The 19,379-nt window shown below is 55.2% G+C and carries 15 protein-coding genes; 9 read left to right on the forward strand and 6 right to left on the reverse strand.

The window, feature by feature from the left end:
* Nucleotides 1-39: 39 nt before the first annotated feature.
* The 6 genes from rpoZ (at nt 40) to P2R09_RS14690 (ending at nt 8,496) form a co-directional block, all read left to right on the forward strand.
* On the forward strand, nt 40-315 hold the full coding sequence (rpoZ, locus tag P2R09_RS14665) for a DNA-directed RNA polymerase subunit omega (RefSeq protein ID WP_003851346.1): 276 nt from the start codon (nt 40-42) through the stop codon (nt 313-315).
* Nucleotides 316-335: 20 nt separating this feature from the next.
* A complete protein-coding gene (gene spoT / locus P2R09_RS14670) occupies nt 336-2,444 on the forward strand; it encodes a bifunctional GTP diphosphokinase/guanosine-3',5'-bis pyrophosphate 3'-pyrophosphohydrolase (protein WP_003851347.1) in 2,109 nt (702 codons plus the stop codon).
* Between the two features lie 2 nt (nt 2,445-2,446).
* Entirely contained in the window at nt 2,447-3,145 is a 699-nt protein-coding gene (gene trmH, locus P2R09_RS14675; RefSeq protein WP_003851348.1) for a tRNA (guanosine(18)-2'-O)-methyltransferase TrmH, read from the forward strand.
* Nucleotides 3,142-5,220, forward strand: a complete 2,079-nt coding sequence (gene recG / locus P2R09_RS14680; protein ID WP_275770838.1) for an ATP-dependent DNA helicase RecG — start codon at nt 3,142-3,144, stop codon at nt 5,218-5,220. The genes trmH and recG overlap by 4 nt, the downstream gene beginning before the upstream one ends.
* A gap of 104 nt (nt 5,221-5,324) precedes the next feature.
* A complete protein-coding gene (locus P2R09_RS14685) occupies nt 5,325-6,698 on the forward strand; it encodes a uracil-xanthine permease family protein (protein ID WP_275770840.1) in 1,374 nt (457 codons plus the stop codon).
* A gap of 118 nt (nt 6,699-6,816) precedes the next feature.
* Nucleotides 6,817-8,496: an AsmA family protein gene (locus P2R09_RS14690; protein WP_275770842.1), complete on the forward strand. Its 1,680-nt coding sequence runs from the start codon at nt 6,817-6,819 to the stop codon at nt 8,494-8,496.
* 36 nt (nt 8,497-8,532) lie between these two features.
* On the opposite strand, the gene fabY is transcribed toward P2R09_RS14690, so the two are convergent.
* The 5 genes from fabY to typA all read right to left on the reverse strand — a co-directional run bounded on the left by fabY (nt 8,533) and on the right by typA (nt 13,474).
* Nucleotides 8,533-9,480: a fatty acid biosynthesis protein FabY gene (gene fabY / locus P2R09_RS14695; protein ID WP_003851352.1), complete on the reverse strand. Its 948-nt coding sequence runs from the start codon at nt 9,478-9,480 to the stop codon at nt 8,533-8,535.
* Nucleotides 9,481-9,536: 56 nt separating this feature from the next.
* Nucleotides 9,537-9,974, reverse strand: a complete 438-nt coding sequence (gene dtd / locus P2R09_RS14700; RefSeq protein ID WP_003851353.1) for a D-aminoacyl-tRNA deacylase — start codon at nt 9,972-9,974, stop codon at nt 9,537-9,539.
* Nucleotides 9,971-10,840 carry a virulence factor BrkB family protein gene (locus P2R09_RS14705; RefSeq protein WP_275770845.1) on the reverse strand — a complete coding sequence of 290 codons (870 nt, stop codon included), beginning with the start codon at nt 10,838-10,840 and terminating at the stop codon, nt 9,971-9,973. Before P2R09_RS14705 ends, dtd begins: the two co-directional genes overlap by 4 nt.
* Before the next feature lie 3 nt (nt 10,841-10,843).
* Nucleotides 10,844-11,440: a glucose-1-phosphatase gene (gene yihX, locus P2R09_RS14710; protein WP_003851357.1), complete on the reverse strand. Its 597-nt coding sequence runs from the start codon at nt 11,438-11,440 to the stop codon at nt 10,844-10,846.
* A 210-nt stretch (nt 11,441-11,650) separates the two neighbouring features.
* Nucleotides 11,651-13,474, reverse strand: coding sequence for a ribosome-dependent GTPase TypA (gene typA / locus P2R09_RS14715; protein ID WP_003850742.1), 1,824 nt, complete (start codon nt 13,472-13,474; stop codon nt 11,651-11,653).
* A gap of 438 nt (nt 13,475-13,912) precedes the next feature.
* On the opposite strand from typA, the gene glnA reads away from it, so the two are divergent.
* The 3 genes from glnA to glnG all read left to right on the forward strand — a co-directional run bounded on the left by glnA (nt 13,913) and on the right by glnG (nt 17,927).
* Nucleotides 13,913-15,322, forward strand: a complete 1,410-nt coding sequence (glnA, locus tag P2R09_RS14720) for a glutamate--ammonia ligase (protein ID WP_003850740.1) — start codon at nt 13,913-13,915, stop codon at nt 15,320-15,322.
* Nucleotides 15,323-15,460: 138 nt separating this feature from the next.
* Nucleotides 15,461-16,510 carry a nitrogen regulation protein NR(II) gene (gene glnL / locus P2R09_RS14725; protein WP_008926971.1) on the forward strand — a complete coding sequence of 350 codons (1,050 nt, stop codon included), beginning with the start codon at nt 15,461-15,463 and terminating at the stop codon, nt 16,508-16,510.
* A 7-nt stretch (nt 16,511-16,517) separates the two neighbouring features.
* Nucleotides 16,518-17,927, forward strand: a complete 1,410-nt coding sequence (gene glnG, locus P2R09_RS14730; RefSeq protein ID WP_008926972.1) for a nitrogen regulation protein NR(I) — start codon at nt 16,518-16,520, stop codon at nt 17,925-17,927.
* 41 nt (nt 17,928-17,968) lie between these two features.
* Here the strand turns inward: glnG and hemN are convergent, their stop codons facing one another.
* Nucleotides 17,969-19,342, reverse strand: a complete 1,374-nt coding sequence (gene hemN, locus P2R09_RS14735) for an oxygen-independent coproporphyrinogen III oxidase (RefSeq protein WP_275770852.1) — start codon at nt 19,340-19,342, stop codon at nt 17,969-17,971.
* Nucleotides 19,343-19,379: the final 37 nt, after the last annotated feature.

Consider the following 19,379-nt stretch of genomic DNA (forward strand, 5'->3'; position numbering starts at 1 on the left):
GATGCGCAGTCATTTCTTCATCTGTGGAGTAGCACACCTATGGCACGCGTAACCGTTCAGGACGCAGTAGAAAAAGTTGGTAATCGTTTTGACCTGGTGTTGGTCGCTGCACGTCGTGCACGTCAGATGCAGGTTGGCGGCAAAGATCCGCTGGTTCCGGAAGAGAACGATAAACCTACCGTTATCGCCCTGCGCGAAATCGAAGAAGGTTTGGTCACCAATCAGATTTTAGATGTGCGTGATCGTCAGGAACAGCAAGAGCAGGAAGCCGCTGAGTTACAGGCCGTTACCGCTATCGCTGAAGGTCGTCGTTAACAGCCACCTGCAGGTCGCCCTTGTATCTGTTTGAAAGTCTCAATCAACTGATTGAAAAATACTTGCCAGAGGAGCAGATCAAGCGCCTCCAGCAAGCCTACCTTGTCGCACGTGATGCCCACGAGGGACAGACACGCTCCAGTGGTGAGCCTTATATCACCCATCCGGTTGCCGTGGCCTGTATTCTGGCGGAAATGAAGCTCGACCATGAAACTCTCATGGCCGCGCTGCTGCATGACGTGATCGAAGATACGCCCGCGACTTACCAGGATATGGAACAGCTGTTCGGTAAAAGCGTGGCGGAGCTGGTCGAAGGCGTTTCAAAGCTGGATAAGCTGAAATTCCGCGATAAGAAAGAAGCGCAGGCTGAGAACTTCCGCAAGATGATTATGGCGATGGTGCAGGATATCCGCGTCATTCTCATCAAGCTGGCTGACCGCACCCATAATATGCGCACCCTTGGGTCTTTACGCCCGGACAAACGTCGCCGCATCGCGCTGGAAACGTTAGAGATTTACAGTCCGCTGGCACACCGCCTGGGTATTCATCACCTTAAAACAGAGCTGGAAGAGCTCGGTTTTGAAGCACTTTACCCGAACCGTTATCGGGTGATTAAAGAGGTGGTGAAAGCTGCGCGTGGTAATCGTAAAGAGATGATCCAGAAGATTCTTTCTGAGATTGATGGCCGTTTACAGGAAGCGGGCATTCCCTGCCGCGTCAGCGGCCGCGAAAAGCATCTTTACTCGATTTACCGCAAAATGACGCTGAAAGAGCAGCGTTTTCACTCGATCATGGACATCTATGCCTTTCGCGTCATCGTGAAAGATCTGGATACCTGCTATCGCGTTCTGGGCCAGATGCACAGCTTATATAAGCCGCGTCCGGGCCGCGTTAAGGATTATATCGCCATCCCCAAAGCCAACGGCTATCAGTCGCTCCATACCTCCATGATCGGCCCGCACGGCGTGCCGGTTGAAGTGCAGATTCGCACCGAGGATATGGATCAGATGGCAGAAATGGGGGTCGCTGCGCACTGGGCTTATAAACAGGCGGGCGAAAGTGGCACCACTGCACAGATTCGCGCGCAGCGCTGGTTGCAAAGCCTGCTTGAGCTGCAGCAGAGTGCGGGCAGTTCATTTGAATTTATTGAAAGCGTGAAGTCCGATCTTTTCCCTGATGAGATCTACGTCTTTACGCCTGAAGGCCGCATTGTTGAGTTGCCAACCGGCGCAACGCCGGTAGATTTCGCCTATGCGGTGCACACCGATATCGGCCACGCCTGCGTCGGCGCACGCGTTGACCGCCAGCCTTATCCGCTGTCGCAAACCCTGACCAGCGGTCAGACGATTGAGATCATCACCGCGCCAGGCGCTCGTCCAAACGCCGCCTGGCTCAATTTTGTCGTCAGCTCCAAAGCCCGCGCCAAAATTCGTCAGCTCCTGAAAAACCTCAAGCGCGAAGACTCGGTTAATCTGGGTCGCCGCCTGCTCAGCCATGCGCTGGGCGGTAGCCGTAAACTGGCTGAAATCCCGGCTGAGAATATCAGACAGGAACTGGACCGCATGAAGCTGACTTCGCTTGATGATCTGCTGGCGGAAATTGGCCTCGGCAATGCGATGAGCGTGGTCGTGGCGAAGAACCTGCTGCAGGCTGACAGCAAGGCCATCACCAGCACCAGCAAGCGCGGTAAACTGCCGATTAAAGGCGCAGATGGCGTGTTGATTACCTTCGCCAAATGCTGCCGACCGATTCCTGGTGACCCGATTGTTGCCCATGTCAGTCCTGGCAAAGGGCTGGTGGTGCATCATGAATCCTGCCGGAACATTCGTGGCTACCAGAAAGAGCCGGAAAAATTCATGCCGGTTGAATGGGATAAAGTCACCGAGCAGGAGTTCGTAGCAGAAATCAAAGTCGACATGTTTAACCATCAGGGCGCGCTGGCTAACCTGACGGCGGCCATCAACACGGCGGGTTCGAATATTCAGAGCCTGAATACCGAAGAGCGTGATGGTCGCGTCTATAGCGCCTTTATCCGCCTCACCGCACGTGACCGCGTTCATCTGGCGAATATCATGCGTAAAATTCGCGTGATGCCGGATGTGATCAAAGTCCACCGTAACCGTAATTAGGCATGAACGATCAACGTTTTGCCCGGATTCAGGCGATGCTGGCACTGCGCCAGCACGACCTGACGGTCTGCATGGAGCAGGTGCATAAACCACACAATGTTTCAGCGGTAATCCGCACGGCCGACGCCGTTGGCATCCACGAAGTGCATGCCGTCTGGCCGAGCCAGCGGATGCGCACGCAGGCTTCCGCGTCCGCCGGCAGCAACAGCTGGGTGAAAGTGGTCACCCATCCCACCATCGGCGATGCCGTAAAACAGCTCAAACAGCAGAAGATGCAGGTTTTAGCGACCCATCTCTCCGCCGATGCGGTGGATTTTCGTGAGATCGATTATACCCTTCCCACCTGCATTCTGATGGGGCAGGAAAAAACCGGCATCACCGAAGAAGCGCTGGCGCTGGCTGATCGTCAGATCGTGATCCCCATGGTGGGTATGGTGCAGTCGCTGAATGTCTCGGTCGCCTGCGCGCTTATCCTCTATGAAGCCCAGCGACAGCGGCAGAACGCCGGTCTTTACCTGCGCGATTACAGCCTGCTGGACGAGGATGAGCAGCAACGCCTGCTGTTCGAAGGCGGATTCCCGGTGCTCGCGCGGGTCGCAAAGCAGAAAGGTCTACCCTATCCGCGCATCAATGCGCAGGGCGAAGTCGACGCCGATCCCAGCTGGTGGGCAACCATGCAGTCGACCGGTAAAAGACGATGAAAGGCCGTCTGCTGGATGCCATTCCGCTCAGTACACTGACCGGCGTCGGTGCCAGCCAGGCAGCAAAACTGGCCAAAATTGACCTGCGCACCGTTCAGGATCTCCTGCTTCATCTTCCGCTGCGCTACGAAGACCGCACCCAACTCTATGCTATTAATGATCTGCTTCCCGGTATCTGGGCCACAGTAGAAGGCGAAGTGCTGCACACGGATATCACCTTTGGTCGCCGCCGGATGATGGTGTGTCAGATCAGCGATGGCAGTGGCGTGCTGACAATGCGCTTCTTCAATTTCAATGCCGGGATGAAGAACAATCTGTCGCCGGGACGGCGTGTTACCGCTTATGGTGAAATTAAGCGCGGTCAGCGCGGCGCTGAGATTATTCATCCCGAGTACCGCATCCAGGGCGAACAGAGCAATGTGACGCTGGAAGAGACCTTAACACCGGTTTATCCCACGACCGAAGGCATTCGACAGGCCACGCTGCGTAATCTCACTGACCAGGCGCTGACGCTGCTGGAAAGCTGCCCGATTGCCGAGCTTTTGCCGAAGGAGTTAAGCGGCGGCTTAATCAGCCTGCCCGATGCGCTGCGCACACTGCATCGTCCGCCGCCCGATCTCCGGCTCAGCGAGCTGGAAAGTGGCCGTCATCCGGCACAACGCAGATTAATTCTTGAAGAGCTGCTGGCGCATAATCTCAGCATGCTGGCAGTGCGCGCCGGCGCTCAGCGCTATTACGCGTTACCGATGCCGCCGCGACACAATCTCAGTGACCAGCTGCTGGCCGCGCTGCCTTTCTCGCCGACCAATGCGCAGAAGCGCGTGGTGGCGGAGATAGAGAAAGATCTGGCCAATGATTTTCCGATGATGCGGCTGGTGCAGGGCGACGTCGGCTCGGGTAAGACACTGGTGGCTGCGCTCTCTGCACTGAACGTTATCGCCCATGGCAAGCAGGTTGCGCTGATGGCACCGACCGAACTGCTGGCTGAACAGCACGCCAGTAACTTCCGCCAGTGGTTTGCGCCGCTGGGAATTGAAGTCGGCTGGCTGGCCGGAAAACAGAAAGGCAAAGCCCGCCAGGCACAGCAGGAGGCGATAGCCAGCGGTCAGGTTGCAATGGTCGTGGGCACACACGCTCTGTTTCAGGAGCAGGTGCAGTTCAATGGTCTGGCGCTGGTCATTATTGATGAGCAGCACCGCTTCGGCGTTCACCAGCGTCTGGCCTTGTGGGAAAAAGGCGAGGAGCAGGGTTTCCATCCGCATCAGCTGATCATGACCGCCACACCGATTCCGCGCACCCTGGCGATGACCGCGTATGCCGATCTCGATACCTCAACCATCGACGAACTGCCGCCGGGACGTACTCCGGTGACCACCGTGGCCATCCCCGATACGCGACGCGAGGAGATTGTGGCGCGGGTTGAGCATGCCTGCCGGGAGGGACGTCAGGCCTACTGGGTCTGCACGCTGGTTGAAGAGTCAGAGCTGCTGGAAGCACAGGCGGCAGAAGCCAGCTGGGAATCTCTGAAAACCGCGCTGCCCGACTTAAATATCGGACTGGTGCATGGCCGTATGAAACCCGCTGAAAAACAGGCAGTCATGCAGGCGTTTAAAGCGAATGAACTCCAGCTGCTGGTAGCGACGACCGTCATTGAGGTCGGCGTGGACGTGCCGAATGCCAGCCTGATGATTATCGAAAACCCTGAGCGGTTAGGGCTGGCACAGCTGCATCAGTTGCGAGGCCGTGTGGGTCGTGGTGCCGTGGCATCACACTGTGTACTGCTCTACAAAGCGCCGCTGAGCAAGACGGCGCAGAAGCGTTTACAGGTACTACGCGACAGTAATGACGGCTTTGTTATTGCCCAGTTCGATCTGGAGATTCGCGGACCGGGTGAACTGCTGGGCACACGTCAGACCGGCAACGCCGAATTTAAAGTAGCCGACCTGCTGCGCGATGCGGCGATGGTGCCCGAAGTTCAGCGTGTGGCGCGCCACATCCACCAGCACTATCCCGAGCAGGCCAGCGCCCTGATTGAACGCTGGCTGCCAGAGAACACCCGTTTTACCAACGTCTGAATGATACCCCATCAAGTCGGCTTTTATATCCACGCAGGGCAAACGATTGCTTTTGCCCTGCGGATGATTACAATCGCCACATTATTTTTTGGGAAGAACAGAAGATGTCCACCAATCCTCAGCCAGACCAGCCTTCCGCCACGCAAAGCGAACTGATTTATCGTCTTGAAGATCGTCCACCTCTGCCGCAAACGCTGTTTGCCGCTGGTCAGCATCTGCTGGCAATGTTTGTCGCGGTCATCACGCCCGCCATTCTGATCTGTCAGGCGCTGGGCCTGCCCGCAGAAGATACCCGGCACGTTATCAGCATGTCGTTGTTTGCTTCAGGTGTGGCATCGCTGCTGCAAATCAAAACCTGGGGACCGGTGGGTTCGGGTCTGCTGTCGATTCAGGGCACCAGCTTTAACTTTGTGACGCCTTTGATAATGGGCGGGATGGCGCTGAAGAATGGCGGCGCTGACGTGCCCACCATGATGGCGGCGCTATTTGGCACGCTGATGGTGGCCTCCTGTACCGAAATGGTGCTGTCACGCGTATTGCATCTGGCTCGCCGGATTATCACGCCGCTGGTTTCCGGTATCGTGGTGATGATTATTGGGCTGTCGCTGATTCAGGTAGGACTGACCTCGATTGGCGGCGGTTTCAGCGCGATGAGTGACCATACCTTTGGCGCGCCAAAGAATCTGATGCTGGCCGGTGCCGTGCTGCTGGTGATCGTGCTGCTTAACCGGCAGAAAAATCCCTATTTGCGCGTCGCCTCCCTGGTGATTGCGATGGCCGTGGGCTATCTGCTGGCCTGGGCGATGGGCATGTTGCCGGCAGCGGGCATCCCTGCTGATCAGCCGCTGATCGTGGTACCTACCCCGCTCTATTACGGGCTGGGCTTCGACTGGAATCTGCTCATCCCGCTGATGCTGGTATTTATGGTGACCTCCCTGGAGACCATCGGCGATATCACTGCCACCTCGGATGTGTCGGAACAGCCGGTTAGCGGCCCGCTCTATATGAAGCGCCTGAAAGGCGGCGTGCTGGCGAATGGCCTCAACTCCTTTGTCTCCGCGCTGTTCAACACCTTCCCTAACTCCTGCTTCGGTCAGAACAACGGTGTGATTCAGTTGACCGGCGTGGCCAGCCGCTACGTGGGCTTTGTAGTCGCACTGATGCTGATTGTGCTGGGGCTTTTCCCGGCGGTCAGCGGTCTGGTGCAGATGATCCCTGAGCCGGTACTCGGCGGCGCAACCATTGTGATGTTCGGCACCATTGCCGCCTCAGGTGTTCGCATCGTGTCACGCGAGCCGCTTAATCGTCGCGCCATTATGATTATCGCGCTGTCGCTGGCGGTGGGTCTGGGCGTTTCTCAGCAGCCACTGATTCTGCAGTTTGCGCCTGACTGGCTAAAAACCCTGCTCTCTTCCGGCATTGCCGCAGGCGGTATTACCGCAATCCTGCTCAACCTGATTTTTCCGCCAGAGAAGTAAGGCCACAGGCAGGCTTCGGCCTGCCTGCTAATTATTCGGATTTACATCCAGGCTGTTGAGCTGTAACGGTAATTCAGGCATAACAACCTCTCACCGGATTTAACTCGGGAAGGATGCTATGAAATTTATTGGAAAGTTTTTCCTCACCTTACTTTTACTGCTGCTTTTTACCCTGGTCGTGATCTATGTACTGCTGCAGACACAGTGGGGTGCAGGCTGGTTTAGCCGTTGGGTGAGCGACAAAACCGAATGGCATCTCTCCCTGAGTAAAATTGAACACAATTTCTCTTCTCCCTCTCATATCATTCTGGATGACTTCAGCTTTGGTCACGATGGTCAGCCTGCGGTGCTGGTCGCGAAACGGGTTGATCTCGGCCTGGCGCTGATCCAGTTCAGCGATCCACTGCATTTCAGCAGCCTTGAGCTGCGCGATGGGGAAGTGAATCTGGCCAATCTGGCGCAGGGCAGCACGCTGCCGATTCAGGCCGACCGCCTGCAACTCAATAATATGCGTATCGACAGTCCCAATAGCGCGTTACCGCTGTTTGCTCAGCAGGTTAATGGCGGCATCCTGCCGTGGAAACCCATGGGGCTGAATATGCTGGGTCGCGATGCCCGCTTCCAGATGAGTGCAGGCAGCATGACGCTGAATAATGTGCCGGGTGAAAACGTCCTGATTCAGGGCAGTGTTTCCCAGGGTCGGATGCGCTTTGACAATATTGGTGCCGACCTGGCGCGTGGCTCCATGACCGGTAACGGTGAACGCGATGCCCAGGGCAACTGGAAAATTAATCAGCTGCGACTGAACGACATCCGTCTGCAGACTACCAGCAGCCTGAAAGATTTCCTGCATACCCTGCAGGTTGTTCCGTCAATTGCCATTACCCGCCTCGACATGACCGATGCCCGTCTGCAGGGGCCTGACTGGGCGGTGACAGATCTGGATCTGACGCTGAGAAACGTTAACTGGCAGGGAGATGACTGGCAGAGTAACGACGGTTCACTGGCGCTGAATGCCAGCAATTTTATCGACGGTGGATTCGAGCTTAATGACCCTATCCTTAACCTGGATTTCTCACCGCAGGGTGTGGCGCTGACACAATTCAGTTCACGCTGGGCGAACGGGGTGATTCGGGCTGACGGTGACTGGTCGCGCAGCAATAAGCGCCTGACGCTGAAAAATCTGGCCGTTGCCGGACTGGAATACACGCTGCCGCAGGACTGGCGTGACCGCTGGCAGGCGACACTGCCCGCGTGGCTGGAGAGTGTAGAGGTAACGCGTTTCACCTCTAACCGTAACCTGATTATCGATATTAATCCGGCGTTTCCCTTCCAGCTGACTTCACTGGATGGCGCTGGCGAAAACCTGCTGCTGGCTCAGCAGCATCAGTGGGGGATCTGGTCGGGTAAGCTCAGCCTGAACGCGGCAGAATCGACCTTTAACCGCACCGATCTGCGTCATCCGTCGATTGCGCTAAGTGCTGACCCGCAGCAGATTCAGGTTACTGAGCTGAGTGCGTTCAGTAACAAGGGCCTGCTCGAAGGAACCGCCACCGTAGGTCAGCAGCCAGCGCGTCCTCTGACGCTGCAACTGACGGGTCGGGCAGTGCCGGTGAATGTGTTGCAGAACTGGGGATGGCCCGTATTGCCGTTAACCGGTGACAGTAATATGCAGCTGCAACTAAGCGCTGCATTACCCGCAGGCCAGCCACTGCGCCCGACCGTGAATGGCACTCTGTCGGTGACGACGGACAGTCAACAGTTACAGCAGACAATGCAGGCCGGTCAGGTGCGTTAACAGGATCAATAAGGGCCGCGGAGGCGGCCCTTATGATTAGTTGATACGTGCGCCGGAACCGCCCTCTTCCAGCGGCCCGTCAGGATCGGCAGGCAGAACAATATAGACCCCCTCAAACACAGCGCCACACTCATCGTCGCCAAAAAGCTCAACTTCAAGCTGCACACGTGCTTTACGTCCGCGCGCCAGACGGTCGAGATCGCCGCTTAATGAGCCGAGGTCAGCAATCGCGCCAGGCCGGCCACTAATCGGGTGGCTGTAGCGAATGTGCGCATCCGCCAGAATAATGGTGCCGCCCAGATGGCGCTCGCGCAGCAGTAACCAGATCAATCCCCAGCCGGTCAGCGTGGCCAGCGAGAACAGACTGCCAGCAAACAACGTCTGATGTGGATTCTGATTGCCCGCTTCCGGCATGGTGGTGATAAATTTCTGCCCGGTAAACTGCAGAATACGGACACCCATCTTCTCGCTGAGCGGAATATGATCATACCAGGCCTGCTGCAGCTGTCCGCACCAGTCGGCACGATGCAGGATATCATCGAGCGTAACGACAGGCTTTATCATCAGAAAGTGGCGAACCGGCGTCGTCTGGGGCGCGGTAATCTCGCCCTGGTTGACGTAGCCGAGCTTAGCGAAGAATGCGACAGCATCTTCGCGGGCACTACAGGTTACCCGTTTAGCTCCTTCCTGACGCGCTACCGACTCCAGCGTCATCGCCATTAGCGTTCCCAGCCCTTTACCCTGCACCGAAGGATGAACGGCCATGAAGCGGATAGCGGCCTCATTGTCGGCATTAATGTAGAGACGGCCGATAGCGACCGGATTTCCCTGTTCATCAACCACCATCTGATGATGTGCCAGGGCATCCCAGGCGTCACGTTCTGACCCCTGCGGTTGACGCAGAGGTTTACGTAACATCTCCCAGCGGAACTGATAATAGATATCCAGCTCTTCCGCCGTCTGTGGCACGCGAAGGTGATACATGTAATGTTTCTCCCGCTCGGATGTATGGCCTGTTCCCTGCCGCTCAGCTGACGATCTCACACCTGCAACCAGAACGTCACAGGACCATCATTCACCAGCGAGACCTGCATATCTGCAGCAAAACGGCCATTCGCCGTAGTAATCCCCTGCTGGCGACAGCAGTCGCTGAAGTATTCATACAGACGTTCGGCTTCAGCAGGTTCAGCGCCACCCGAAAACGAGGGGCGCATCCCTTTTTGCGTATCGGCGGCCAGCGTAAACTGCGACACCACCAGCACACTTCCGCCCGCCTGGCGGACACTCAGGTTCATCTTGCCCTGCTCATCGCTAAAGATGCGATAGCCCAGTACACGTTCTGCGAGACGTTCCGCTCGCGCGTTGTCATCGCCTTTTTCTACGCCCAGCAGAACCAGTAAACCCGCGCCGATTTCACCGGTCACTTCCTGATCGACGCTGACGCTGGCGCGCTGCACGCGCTGAATCAATGCAATCATATTTCCTCGCGTTGCTCTTCCTGGTGTTGCTGCTTCAACTGTCGATAGTCAGCTAACGCGACGGTTATTTCAGCGCCCAGCAATACAATACACCAGGTCCAGTAGACCCAGAGAAACAGAATGGGGATCACGGCCAGTACGCCGTAGATCAACTGATATGAAGGGAACATAGTAACATAGAGCGCAAAGCCCTTTTTACCCAGCTCAAACAACGCCCCGGCAACCAGCGCGCCAATCAGCGCATCACGCGGTGGCACCCGTTGAGTGGGAACAATGCTGTAGAGTAACCAGAAGGCGAACCACGACAGCAGAAGCGGGAAAATGCGCAGCATCTGATCGACCAGACTGGTTACGCCAGTAGCATTAATCCAGCGCAGGGAAAGCAGATAAGAGCTGATTGCCAGGCTGGCACCGGCCAGCAGCGGACCGAGCGTCAGGATCATCCAGTAGACGGCAAAGGAGTAAACCATCGGTCGCTTTTTGTTGCTGCGCCAGATGGTGTTTAACGCCGTATCAACCGAATGCATCAGCAGTAAGGCGGTCACGATAAGACCGACTGCCCCGACCGCCGTCATCCGGTTTACGTTAGCAACAAACTGTTCAAGATAGCGTTGCAACGTGTTACCTGCAGCAGGCATCAGATTGTTGAAGACAAACTGTTTTAACTGCACGCTGATGTCAGAGAAAACTGGAAACGCCGCAAACAGGGCGAAGACCACTGCAATAAGCGGCACTAACGCCAGCAATGAGACATAAGCCAGATTACCGGCCTGGGTCGTCATGCCATCCTCGTCAATGCGTTTCCATAACAGCCTGAGCCACAACCAGAATGCATGCAGCCTGGGGCGAAATTTACGTGACATCATGAGTTACTGTAGACCCGCAAACCAGTTGGGTACCGTTTTACTGTCAGTAACCAGTACACTTTCAATACCCAGGGCACGGGCCGCCTCAATGTTCTCTGGATTATCATCAAAGAACACCGCCTGATCGGCAGTCACACCTTCTGCATCCAGCACATGCTGATAAATCCGCGCTTCCGGTTTGCGCATACCTATCTCCTGTGACAGGTAGATTTTATCCGCTGCCTGCTGCACGTCCGGATACTGCGTTGGCCAGAATTCGCAATGTAGCTTGTTCGTGTTAGAGAGGATTACCACCCGATGACCTTCCAGCCGCAGCCGGTTCATTAGCGCCAGGGTTTCCGGACGCACGTCAACGAAGACCGCCTGCCAGCCAGCCGCAAACTGCTCATAGCTCAGTGCGATCTCCAGCTTTTCGCACAGCGCCAGCGCGAAATCTTCATCACTGATCTCGCCACGTTCGTGTTGCTCAAACGCTTCATCCATCTGGAAATGGCCTTGTAGCGAAGCCAGCGGTACACGACTAAAGTCACTCCAGACACCCAGCACGCGGTTGAAGTCGATATCAATAATCACATTGCCCAAATCAAAGATATACAGCATGGTGTGTCTCCTTCTGTTCCCTGGAGTATTCACTCTAGCGGCAAAAGTGCAGGCTGAACAGGCACGGGCTGTGAGAAAAGCGTAAACGCCAGAAGGTGAGTAAAGCGCGACATCATTCGCACAAATATTCGCTGGTCCGGCTGAGTAAATCCGAATTTCAGGCAAAAAAAAAGCCCCGCATGCGGGGCTTTTTATTCTTTAAAGGCGCAATTATGCGTCTTTAGGACCACGTGAAGCACGTTTACGGTCGTTTTCGGTCAGGTGACGCTTACGGATACGCACTGACAGTGGAGTCACTTCGACCAGTTCGTCATCATCGATGAACTCGATCGCCTGTTCCAGCGTCATTTTCTGCGGTGGTACCAGTGTCGTTGCTTCATCAGTACCTGAAGCACGCATGTTGGTCAGCTTCTTACCGGTCAGACAGTTTACGGTCAGGTCGTTAGAACGGCTGTGAATACCGATGATCTGGCCTTCATAGACTTCTGCACCATGGCCCAGGAACAGCTTACCGCGATCCTGCAGACCGAACAGAGCGAACGCTACAGCTTTACCCTGACCGTTAGAGATCAGAACGCCGTTCTGACGCTGGCCCACTTCGCCTGGACGGATATCGTCGTAGTGGCTGAAGGTAGAGTAGAGCAGACCGGTACCGGAAGTCATCGTCATGAATTCGTTACGGAAGCCAATCAGGCCACGGCTAGGAATCACGTAGTCGAGACGTACGCGGCCTTTGCCATCCGGATCCATGTTTTTCAGATCGCCTTTACGCTCACCCATGGCTTGCATAACGGAACCCTGATGCGTCTCTTCGATATCCAGCGTAACGTTCTCGAATGGCTCTTGTTTACGGCCATCGATCTCGCGGAAGATAACTTTCGGACGGGATACCGCCAGTTCGAAACCTTCACGACGCATGTTTTCGATCAGAACAGAAAGGTGAAGCTCACCACGACCTGACACGCGGAACGCATCAGAATCTTCGGTTTCTTCAACGCGCAGAGCCACGTTGTGAACCAGTTCTTTGTTCAGACGCTCAAGGATCTGACGTGAAGTCACGTACTTACCTTCTTTACCGCAGAACGGTGAGGTGTTGACGTTAAAGAACATGGTTACGGTTGGCTCATCAACGCTCAGTGCTGGCAGCGCCTGCACATTCTGCGGATCACAGATGGTGTCAGAGATGTTTAGCTCGCCCAGACCGGTGATGGCAATGATATCGCCCGCTTCAGCCAGATCGCTGTCGATACGCTCAAGACCCAGGTGAGTCAGGACTTTACCGACTTTACCGTTACGGGTTTTGCCTTCGCTATCAACGATAGTGACTTGCTGGTTCGGCTTAACTTTACCGCGCTTGATGCGGCCGATGCCGATCACGCCCAGGTAGTTGTTGTAGTCCAGCTGAGAGATCTGCATCTGCAGTGGCGCATCAGCCTCAACCTGCGGAGGCGCAACGTGGTCAACGATCGCCTGATACAGCGGAGTCATATCGTCAGCCATGTCGGTGTGCTCAAGACCCGCGATACCATTCAGCGCAGAGGCGAAAATGATAGGGAAGTCGAGCTGCTCGTCAGTCGCATCCAGGTTAACGAACAGGTCAAATACCTGATCCACAACCCAATCCGGACGCGCACCAGGGCGGTCTACTTTGTTGATAACCACAATCGGCTTCAGACCATGCGCGAACGCTTTTTTGGTCACGAAGCGGGTTTGCGGCATAGGGCCATCCATCGCATCTACAACCAGCAGCACCGAGTCCACCATGGACATGACGCGCTCAACTTCACCACCGAAGTCGGCGTGTCCTGGGGTATCAACGATGTTGATACGGTAGTCATTCCACTTAATGGCGGTGTTTTTTGCGAGGATGGTAATCCCACGCTCTTTCTCCAAATCATTGGAGTCCATCACGCGCTCTGTTGCTTCGGTACGGGCATCAAAAGTACCGGATTGTTGCAGCAGTTTGTCAACCAGGGTGGTCTTTCCATGGTCAACGTGCGCGATGATGGCGATGTTACGCAAATTTTCGATCACAGCTTTGCCTCAGGCATTAGAAATAGCGCGTTATTGTACACTGATTAAGCGGAAGACTGAACACCATCACACTTTTCACTGAAAGTTTATTAGATAGGTGCAAATTTGCCCTGTTCCCGGTGCAGAAAATGCACTAAGTTGGTCTCATGCACCAAAATAGTGCTAATAAATCGCCACAAAGCACCACTTTAGTGCATAAAGACCATCATGGTGCAGGTGCTTTATGACAAAAAGGTGCATCACAAGGCGATTTAAGCAGCATCAGAAAAGTTGGCACAGAATTCGCTTTATCTAAATCAAGCGTAATCGCCAGTCAGATGTCGGTTGAAGAGCGTGCCGGAAGCGGTTAGTCAGGGAGTTGTTTTCCCGCTGCGCATTCCGGAAACGACGTTTCCTCGCCATGTAGATAATGAAAGACCATTTCCAGGAGAGTTGAGTATGTCCGCTGAACACGTTCTCTCGATGATGAACGAGCATGAAGTTAAGTTTGTTGACCTGCGTTTTACCGATACCAAAGGTAAAGAACAGCACGTTACGATCCCTGCTCACCAGGTTAACGCTGACTTCTTCGAAGAAGGCAAAATGTTCGATGGTTCGTCTATTGGCGGCTGGAAAGGCATTAACGAATCAGACATGGTGCTGATGCCTGACGCTACCACGGCAGTCATGGATCCTTTCTTCGAAGATTCTACGCTCATCATCCGTTGTGACATCCTTGAGCCAGGCACTATGCAGGGCTACGACCGCGATCCACGTTCTATCGCAAAACGCGCTGAAGATTACCTGCGCTCTTCCGGCATCGCGGATACCGTGCTGTTTGGACCAGAACCAGAATTCTTCCTGTTCGATGACATCCGTTTCGGTTCATCGACTTCCGGTTCACATGTGGCTATCGACGATATCGAAGCGGCATGGAACACCGGTAAAGAGTACGAAGGCGGTAACAAAGGTCACCGTCCAGGTCTGAAAGGCGGCTACTTCCCGGTTCCACCAGTCGACTCATCACAGGACATCCGTTCTGCCATGTGTCTGACCATGGAGCAGATGGGCCTGGTTGTTGAAGCACATCACCACGAAGTGGCGACTGCGGGTCAGAACGAAGTGGCTACCCGCTTCAATACCATGACCAAAAAAGCTGACGAAATTCAGATCTACAAATATGTCGTCCACAACGTTGCTCATGCTTACGGCAAAACCGCGACCTTTATGCCGAAGCCAATGTTTGGCGACAACGGTTCAGGCATGCACTGCCATATGTCACTCTCTAAAGGTGGCCAGAACCTGTTTGCCGGCGATAAGTACGGCGGCCTGTCTGAAATGGCGCTGTTCTACATCGGTGGCATCATCAAGCACGCTAAAGCAATTAACGCACTGGCGAACCCGACCACGAACTCTTACAAGCGTCTGGTTCCGGGTTATGAAGCACCGGTTATGCTGGCTTACTCTGCCCGTAACCGTTCAGCTTCAATCCGTATTCCGGTTGTTGCCAGCCCGAAAGCCCGTCGTATCGAAGCGCGCTTCCCGGACCCAGCGGCTAACCCATACCTGGCGTTCACCGCACTGCTGATGGCTGGCCTGGATGGCATCATCAACAAAATCCATCCTGGTGATGCGATGGACAAGAACCTGTATGACCTGCCACCGGAAGAAGAAGCTGAGATTCCAAAAGTTGCGGGCTCTCTGGAAGAAGCGCTGAATTCACTGAACGAAGATCGCGAGTTCCTGACCCGCGGCGGTGTATTCACTGACGAATCGATCGATGCTTACATCGAACTGCGTAAAGCAGAGATGGATCGTGTTCGCATGACGCCACACCCGGTTGAGTTCGAGCTTTACTACAGCGTTTAACTGGTCAAACGATTTTGTTGCCGTGGAAACTTTTAGCCCATCTTCGGATGGGCTTTTTTCTCCGCGAATTTACCGTTCATTCGCCCTCCTTACGGCTTTAAGACTAAAATGCACCTGATTGGTGCAGAGGTACGTTTTATGGCAACTGGCTCTCTGCCCGATGCAGGGCAGATTCTCAATGCTTTAATCAACAGTATTTTGTTGGTGGATAACGATCTGGTTATCCATTACGCCAACCCGGCGGCGCAGCAATTACTGGCGCAAAGCTCACGCAAGCTGTTCGGCACGCCGTTACCGGAATTAACCGGCTACTTTTCGCTGAATATTGAGGTGATGCGCGAGAGTCTTGAGGCTGGCCAGGGATTCACTGACAGTGAGGTTACGCTGGTCGTTGATGGTCGCGCACACATTATGTCGCTGACCGCCCAGCGATTGCCCGATGGCTTAATTCTGATGGAGATGGCGCCGATGGATAATCAGCGTCGGCTCAGTCAGGAGCAGCTACAGCATGCTCAGCAGGTGGCCGCTCGCGATCTGGTTCGTGGTCTGGCTCATGAGATTAAAAATCCGCTGGGAGGGTTGCGCGGCGCGGCACAGCTTTTATCCCGCGCCCTGCCCGATCCCTCGCTGAACGAATACACCAAAGTCATTATTGAGCAGGCCGACCGGTTACGGAATCTGGTGGATCGTCTGTTAGGGCCGCAGCAGCCGGGTATGCACATCACGCAGAGCATTCATCAGGTGGCTGAGCGCGTAGTTAATCTGGTCTCGATGGAGCTGCCGGAGAATGTCTCGCTGGTACGGGATTATGACCCCAGCCTGCCGGAACTGCCGCACGACCCCGATCAGATTGAACAGGTACTGCTTAACGTGGTGCGCAATGCGCTTCAGGCGCTGGGAGACGATGGCGGCACCATCATTATCCGCACCCGCACCGCTTTCCAGCTCACGCTGCACGGCACGCGTTATCGCCTGGTAGCACGTATTGATATTGAAGATGATGGCCCCGGCATTCCGGCCCAGCTGCAGGATACGCTGTTTTATCCGATGGTCAGCGGACGTGAAGGCGGAACCGGTTTAGGCCTCTCCATCGCCCGTAGCCTGATTGATCAACATTCAGGAAAAATAGAATTTAACAGTTGGCCGGGACACACCGAATTTTCGGTTTACCTGCCTATTCGCCAGTGAGGTTTCTATGCAACGAGGGATAGTCTGGATCGTCGATGACGATAGCTCCATCCGCTGGGTGCTTGAACGCGCGCTCACTGGAGCCGGTTTGAGCTGCGCGACTTTTGACAGCGCAAGCGAGGTGCTGGATGCCCTCTCAACCAAGACCCCGGACGTTTTACTGTCAGACATTCGCATGCCCGGTATGGATGGCCTGGCGCTACTGAAGCAGATTAAACAGCGTCATCCCATGCTTCCGGTCATCATAATGACGGCGCATTCGGATCTGGATGCTGCCGTCAGCGCCTATCAGCAGGGCGCATTTGATTACCTGCCTAAGCCGTTTGATATCGACGAAGCCGTTGCACTGGTAGAGCGAGCGATCAGCCACTACCAGGAACAGCAGCAGCCACGTAATCAGCCGGTCAGCGGACCAACTACCGATATTATTGGTGAAGCGCCTGCGATGCAGGATGTGTTTCGTATCATCGGGCGCTTATCGCGCTCTTCGATAAGCGTGCTGATTAACGGTGAGTCCGGTACCGGTAAAGAGCTGGTGGCCCATGCGCTACATCGCCACAGCCCACGCACCAAAGCGCCCTTTATCGCACTGAACATGGCTGCAATACCCAAAGATTTGATTGAGTCAGAGCTGTTTGGTCACGAGAAAGGGGCCTTTACCGGCGCGAACCAGATCCGTCAGGGCCGTTTTGAGCAGGCGGATGGCGGCACGCTGTTTCTGGATGAGATCGGTGATATGCCGCTGGATGTGCAGACCCGACTGCTGCGCGTGCTGGCCGATGGTCAGTTCTATCGCGTCGGTGGTTATGCACCCGTCAAAGTGGATGTGCGTATTATTGCGGCAACCCACCAGAATCTGGAATTGCGTGTGCAGGAAGGCAAGTTCCGTGAGGACCTGTTCCACCGCCTGAATGTGATTCGTGTGCATCTGCCGCCGTTGCGTGAGCGTCGTGAGGATATCCCACGTCTGGCGCGTTATTTCCTGCAGGTGGCGGCTCGTGAACTGGGTGTGGAAGCGAAGATTCTGCACCCGGAAACCGAAACAGCCTTAACCCGGCTGCACTGGTCCGGTAACGTACGTCAGCTGGAAAACACCTGTCGCTGGCTGACGGTCATGGCTGCGGGTCAGGAAGTGCTGATTCAGGATCTGCCCAGCGAACTGTTTGAGTCCAGCACCCCGGAAAATCCGGTGCAGTCGCTGCCTGACAGCTGGGCTACGCTGCTGGCACAGTGGGCCGACCGCGCACTGCGTTCCGGTCATCAGAATCTGCTGTCGGAAGCACAACCGGAGATGGAGCGAACGCTGCTCACCACTGCGCTGCGTCATACGCAAGGCCACAAACAGGAAGCTGCTCGTTTGCTGGGCTGGGGACGAAACACGCTGACGCGCAAGCTGAAAGAGCTTGGCATGGAATAAGCGGTTCGGTACGGGCTGGCATGACATGCCAGCCCGTTTCGTCAGATAACGCGGGAGAATTGCTGCTGACGCACTTTCTGACGCAGATAGCGATCAAAGCACATGCAGATATTGCGGATCAGTAATCGGCCAATGCCGGTCACCTCAAGCCCTTTAGCAGTTTGTACCACCAGCCCGTCAGCAATTAACGGCTTCAGCACCGCCATGTCCTCAGCAAAATAGTCGCTAAAGCGGATGCCCCATCGCGCTTCAGTCGCGGCAAAATCCAGCGAGAAGTTACAAATCAGCATTTTAATCACGTCACGCCGCAGGCAATCATCGTCGGTTAGGGCGATGCCGCGCCACAGGCCATTTCCCTGCTGTTCCACACATGCATACCAGGTGTTGAGGTCTTTCTGATTCTGCGCATAACTGTCGCCAGTCATGCTGATGGCTGAGACGCCAAGCCCCAGTAAGTCACTGTCGCCCTGCGTCGTGTATCCCTGGAAATTGCGATGCAACTGCCCTTCACGCTGCGCGATGGCCAGCTCATCCTGCGGCTTTGCAAAGTGATCCATCCCGATAAACTGGTAGCCTTGCTGAGTCAGCGTCGCAATGGTCTGTTGCAGGATATCCAGCTTTTGCTGCGCGGAGGGCAGTTCATCCTCTTTAATTTTACGCTGTGCCGCGAACATTGACGGCAGATGCGCATAGTTAAATACACTAAGCCGGTCCGGGCTCAGCGCCAGTACCCGCTCCAGCGTCCAGGCAAAGCTGGCGGGCGTTTGCAGGGGTAAGCCATAGATCAGATCGATGCTGACAGAGCTGAAGCCCTGCTCACGGGCGCGCGCCATCAGGCCGAAAATCACCTCTTCATCCTGCACCCGATTAACCCGTTCCTGCACCGATTTATTAAAATCCTGTACGCCCATGCTCAGACGATTGAATCCCAGCGATCGCAGGTGATCAATCACATCCAGCTCAATTTCCCGCGGATCAACCTCGATCGACATTTCGGCGTCCTCAGCCACGCTGAAGTGCTGCTTCAGTAAACCCACCAGCCGTGAAATCTGCGTATTGTCGAGAAAGGTTGGCGTGCCGCCGCCCCAGTGAAGCTGCGTGACTTTACGCTCGCGAAACAGCGGCGCGCGCTGAATGATTTCCTGCTCAAGCACGTCCAGATAGCGGTCCGCTTTGTGGCGCTGACGCGTCACGATCTTATTACAGCCGCAGAAGTAGCAGAGACGATGGCAGAAGGGAATATGAACATAGAGCGACAGCGGACGATCCGGATAACGCGCGACGGCACGCTGGAAATCAGTTTCCGCGTACTGCTCGCTGAACTCCAGCGCGGTGGGATAAGAGGTATAACGCGGGCCAGCGTAATTGTACTTTTCAATTAACGCCTGATCCCACTCAATCTGCTGCGATGGCATGCTCACTCCTTCCGGTGACGGCGTCTGAGAGAAGGTC

The organism is Pantoea sp. Cr_R13 (genome assembly GCF_029222565.1).
GTDB classification, from domain to species: domain Bacteria; phylum Pseudomonadota; class Gammaproteobacteria; order Enterobacterales; family Enterobacteriaceae; genus Pantoea; species Pantoea eucalypti.

Bases quoted from the DNA above. Each gene is read 5' to 3' on its own strand.
- P2R09_RS14690 (WP_275770842.1), top strand. From the start codon at position 6,817: ATGAAATTTATTGGAAAGTTTTTCCTCACCTTACTTTTACTGCTGCTT.
- glnG (WP_008926972.1), top strand. From the start codon at position 16,518: ATGCAACGAGGGATAGTCTGGATCGTCGATGACGATAGCTCCATCCGC.
- hemN (WP_275770852.1), bottom strand. From the start codon at position 19,342: ATGCCATCGCAGCAGATTGAGTGGGATCAGGCGTTAATTGAAAAGTAC.
- fabY (WP_003851352.1), bottom strand. From the start codon at position 9,480: ATGTATCACCTTCGCGTGCCACAGACGGCGGAAGAGCTGGATATCTAT.
- P2R09_RS14705 (WP_275770845.1), bottom strand. From the start codon at position 10,840: ATGATGTCACGTAAATTTCGCCCCAGGCTGCATGCATTCTGGTTGTGG.
- trmH (WP_003851348.1), top strand. From the start codon at position 2,447: ATGAACGATCAACGTTTTGCCCGGATTCAGGCGATGCTGGCACTGCGC.
- recG (WP_275770838.1), top strand. From the start codon at position 3,142: ATGAAAGGCCGTCTGCTGGATGCCATTCCGCTCAGTACACTGACCGGC.
- glnL (WP_008926971.1), top strand. From the start codon at position 15,461: ATGGCAACTGGCTCTCTGCCCGATGCAGGGCAGATTCTCAATGCTTTA.
- P2R09_RS14685 (WP_275770840.1), top strand. From the start codon at position 5,325: ATGTCCACCAATCCTCAGCCAGACCAGCCTTCCGCCACGCAAAGCGAA.
- yihX (WP_003851357.1), bottom strand. From the start codon at position 11,440: ATGCTGTATATCTTTGATTTGGGCAATGTGATTATTGATATCGACTTC.
- rpoZ (WP_003851346.1), top strand. From the start codon at position 40: ATGGCACGCGTAACCGTTCAGGACGCAGTAGAAAAAGTTGGTAATCGT.
- dtd (WP_003851353.1), bottom strand. From the start codon at position 9,974: ATGATTGCATTGATTCAGCGCGTGCAGCGCGCCAGCGTCAGCGTCGAT.
- glnA (WP_003850740.1), top strand. From the start codon at position 13,913: ATGTCCGCTGAACACGTTCTCTCGATGATGAACGAGCATGAAGTTAAG.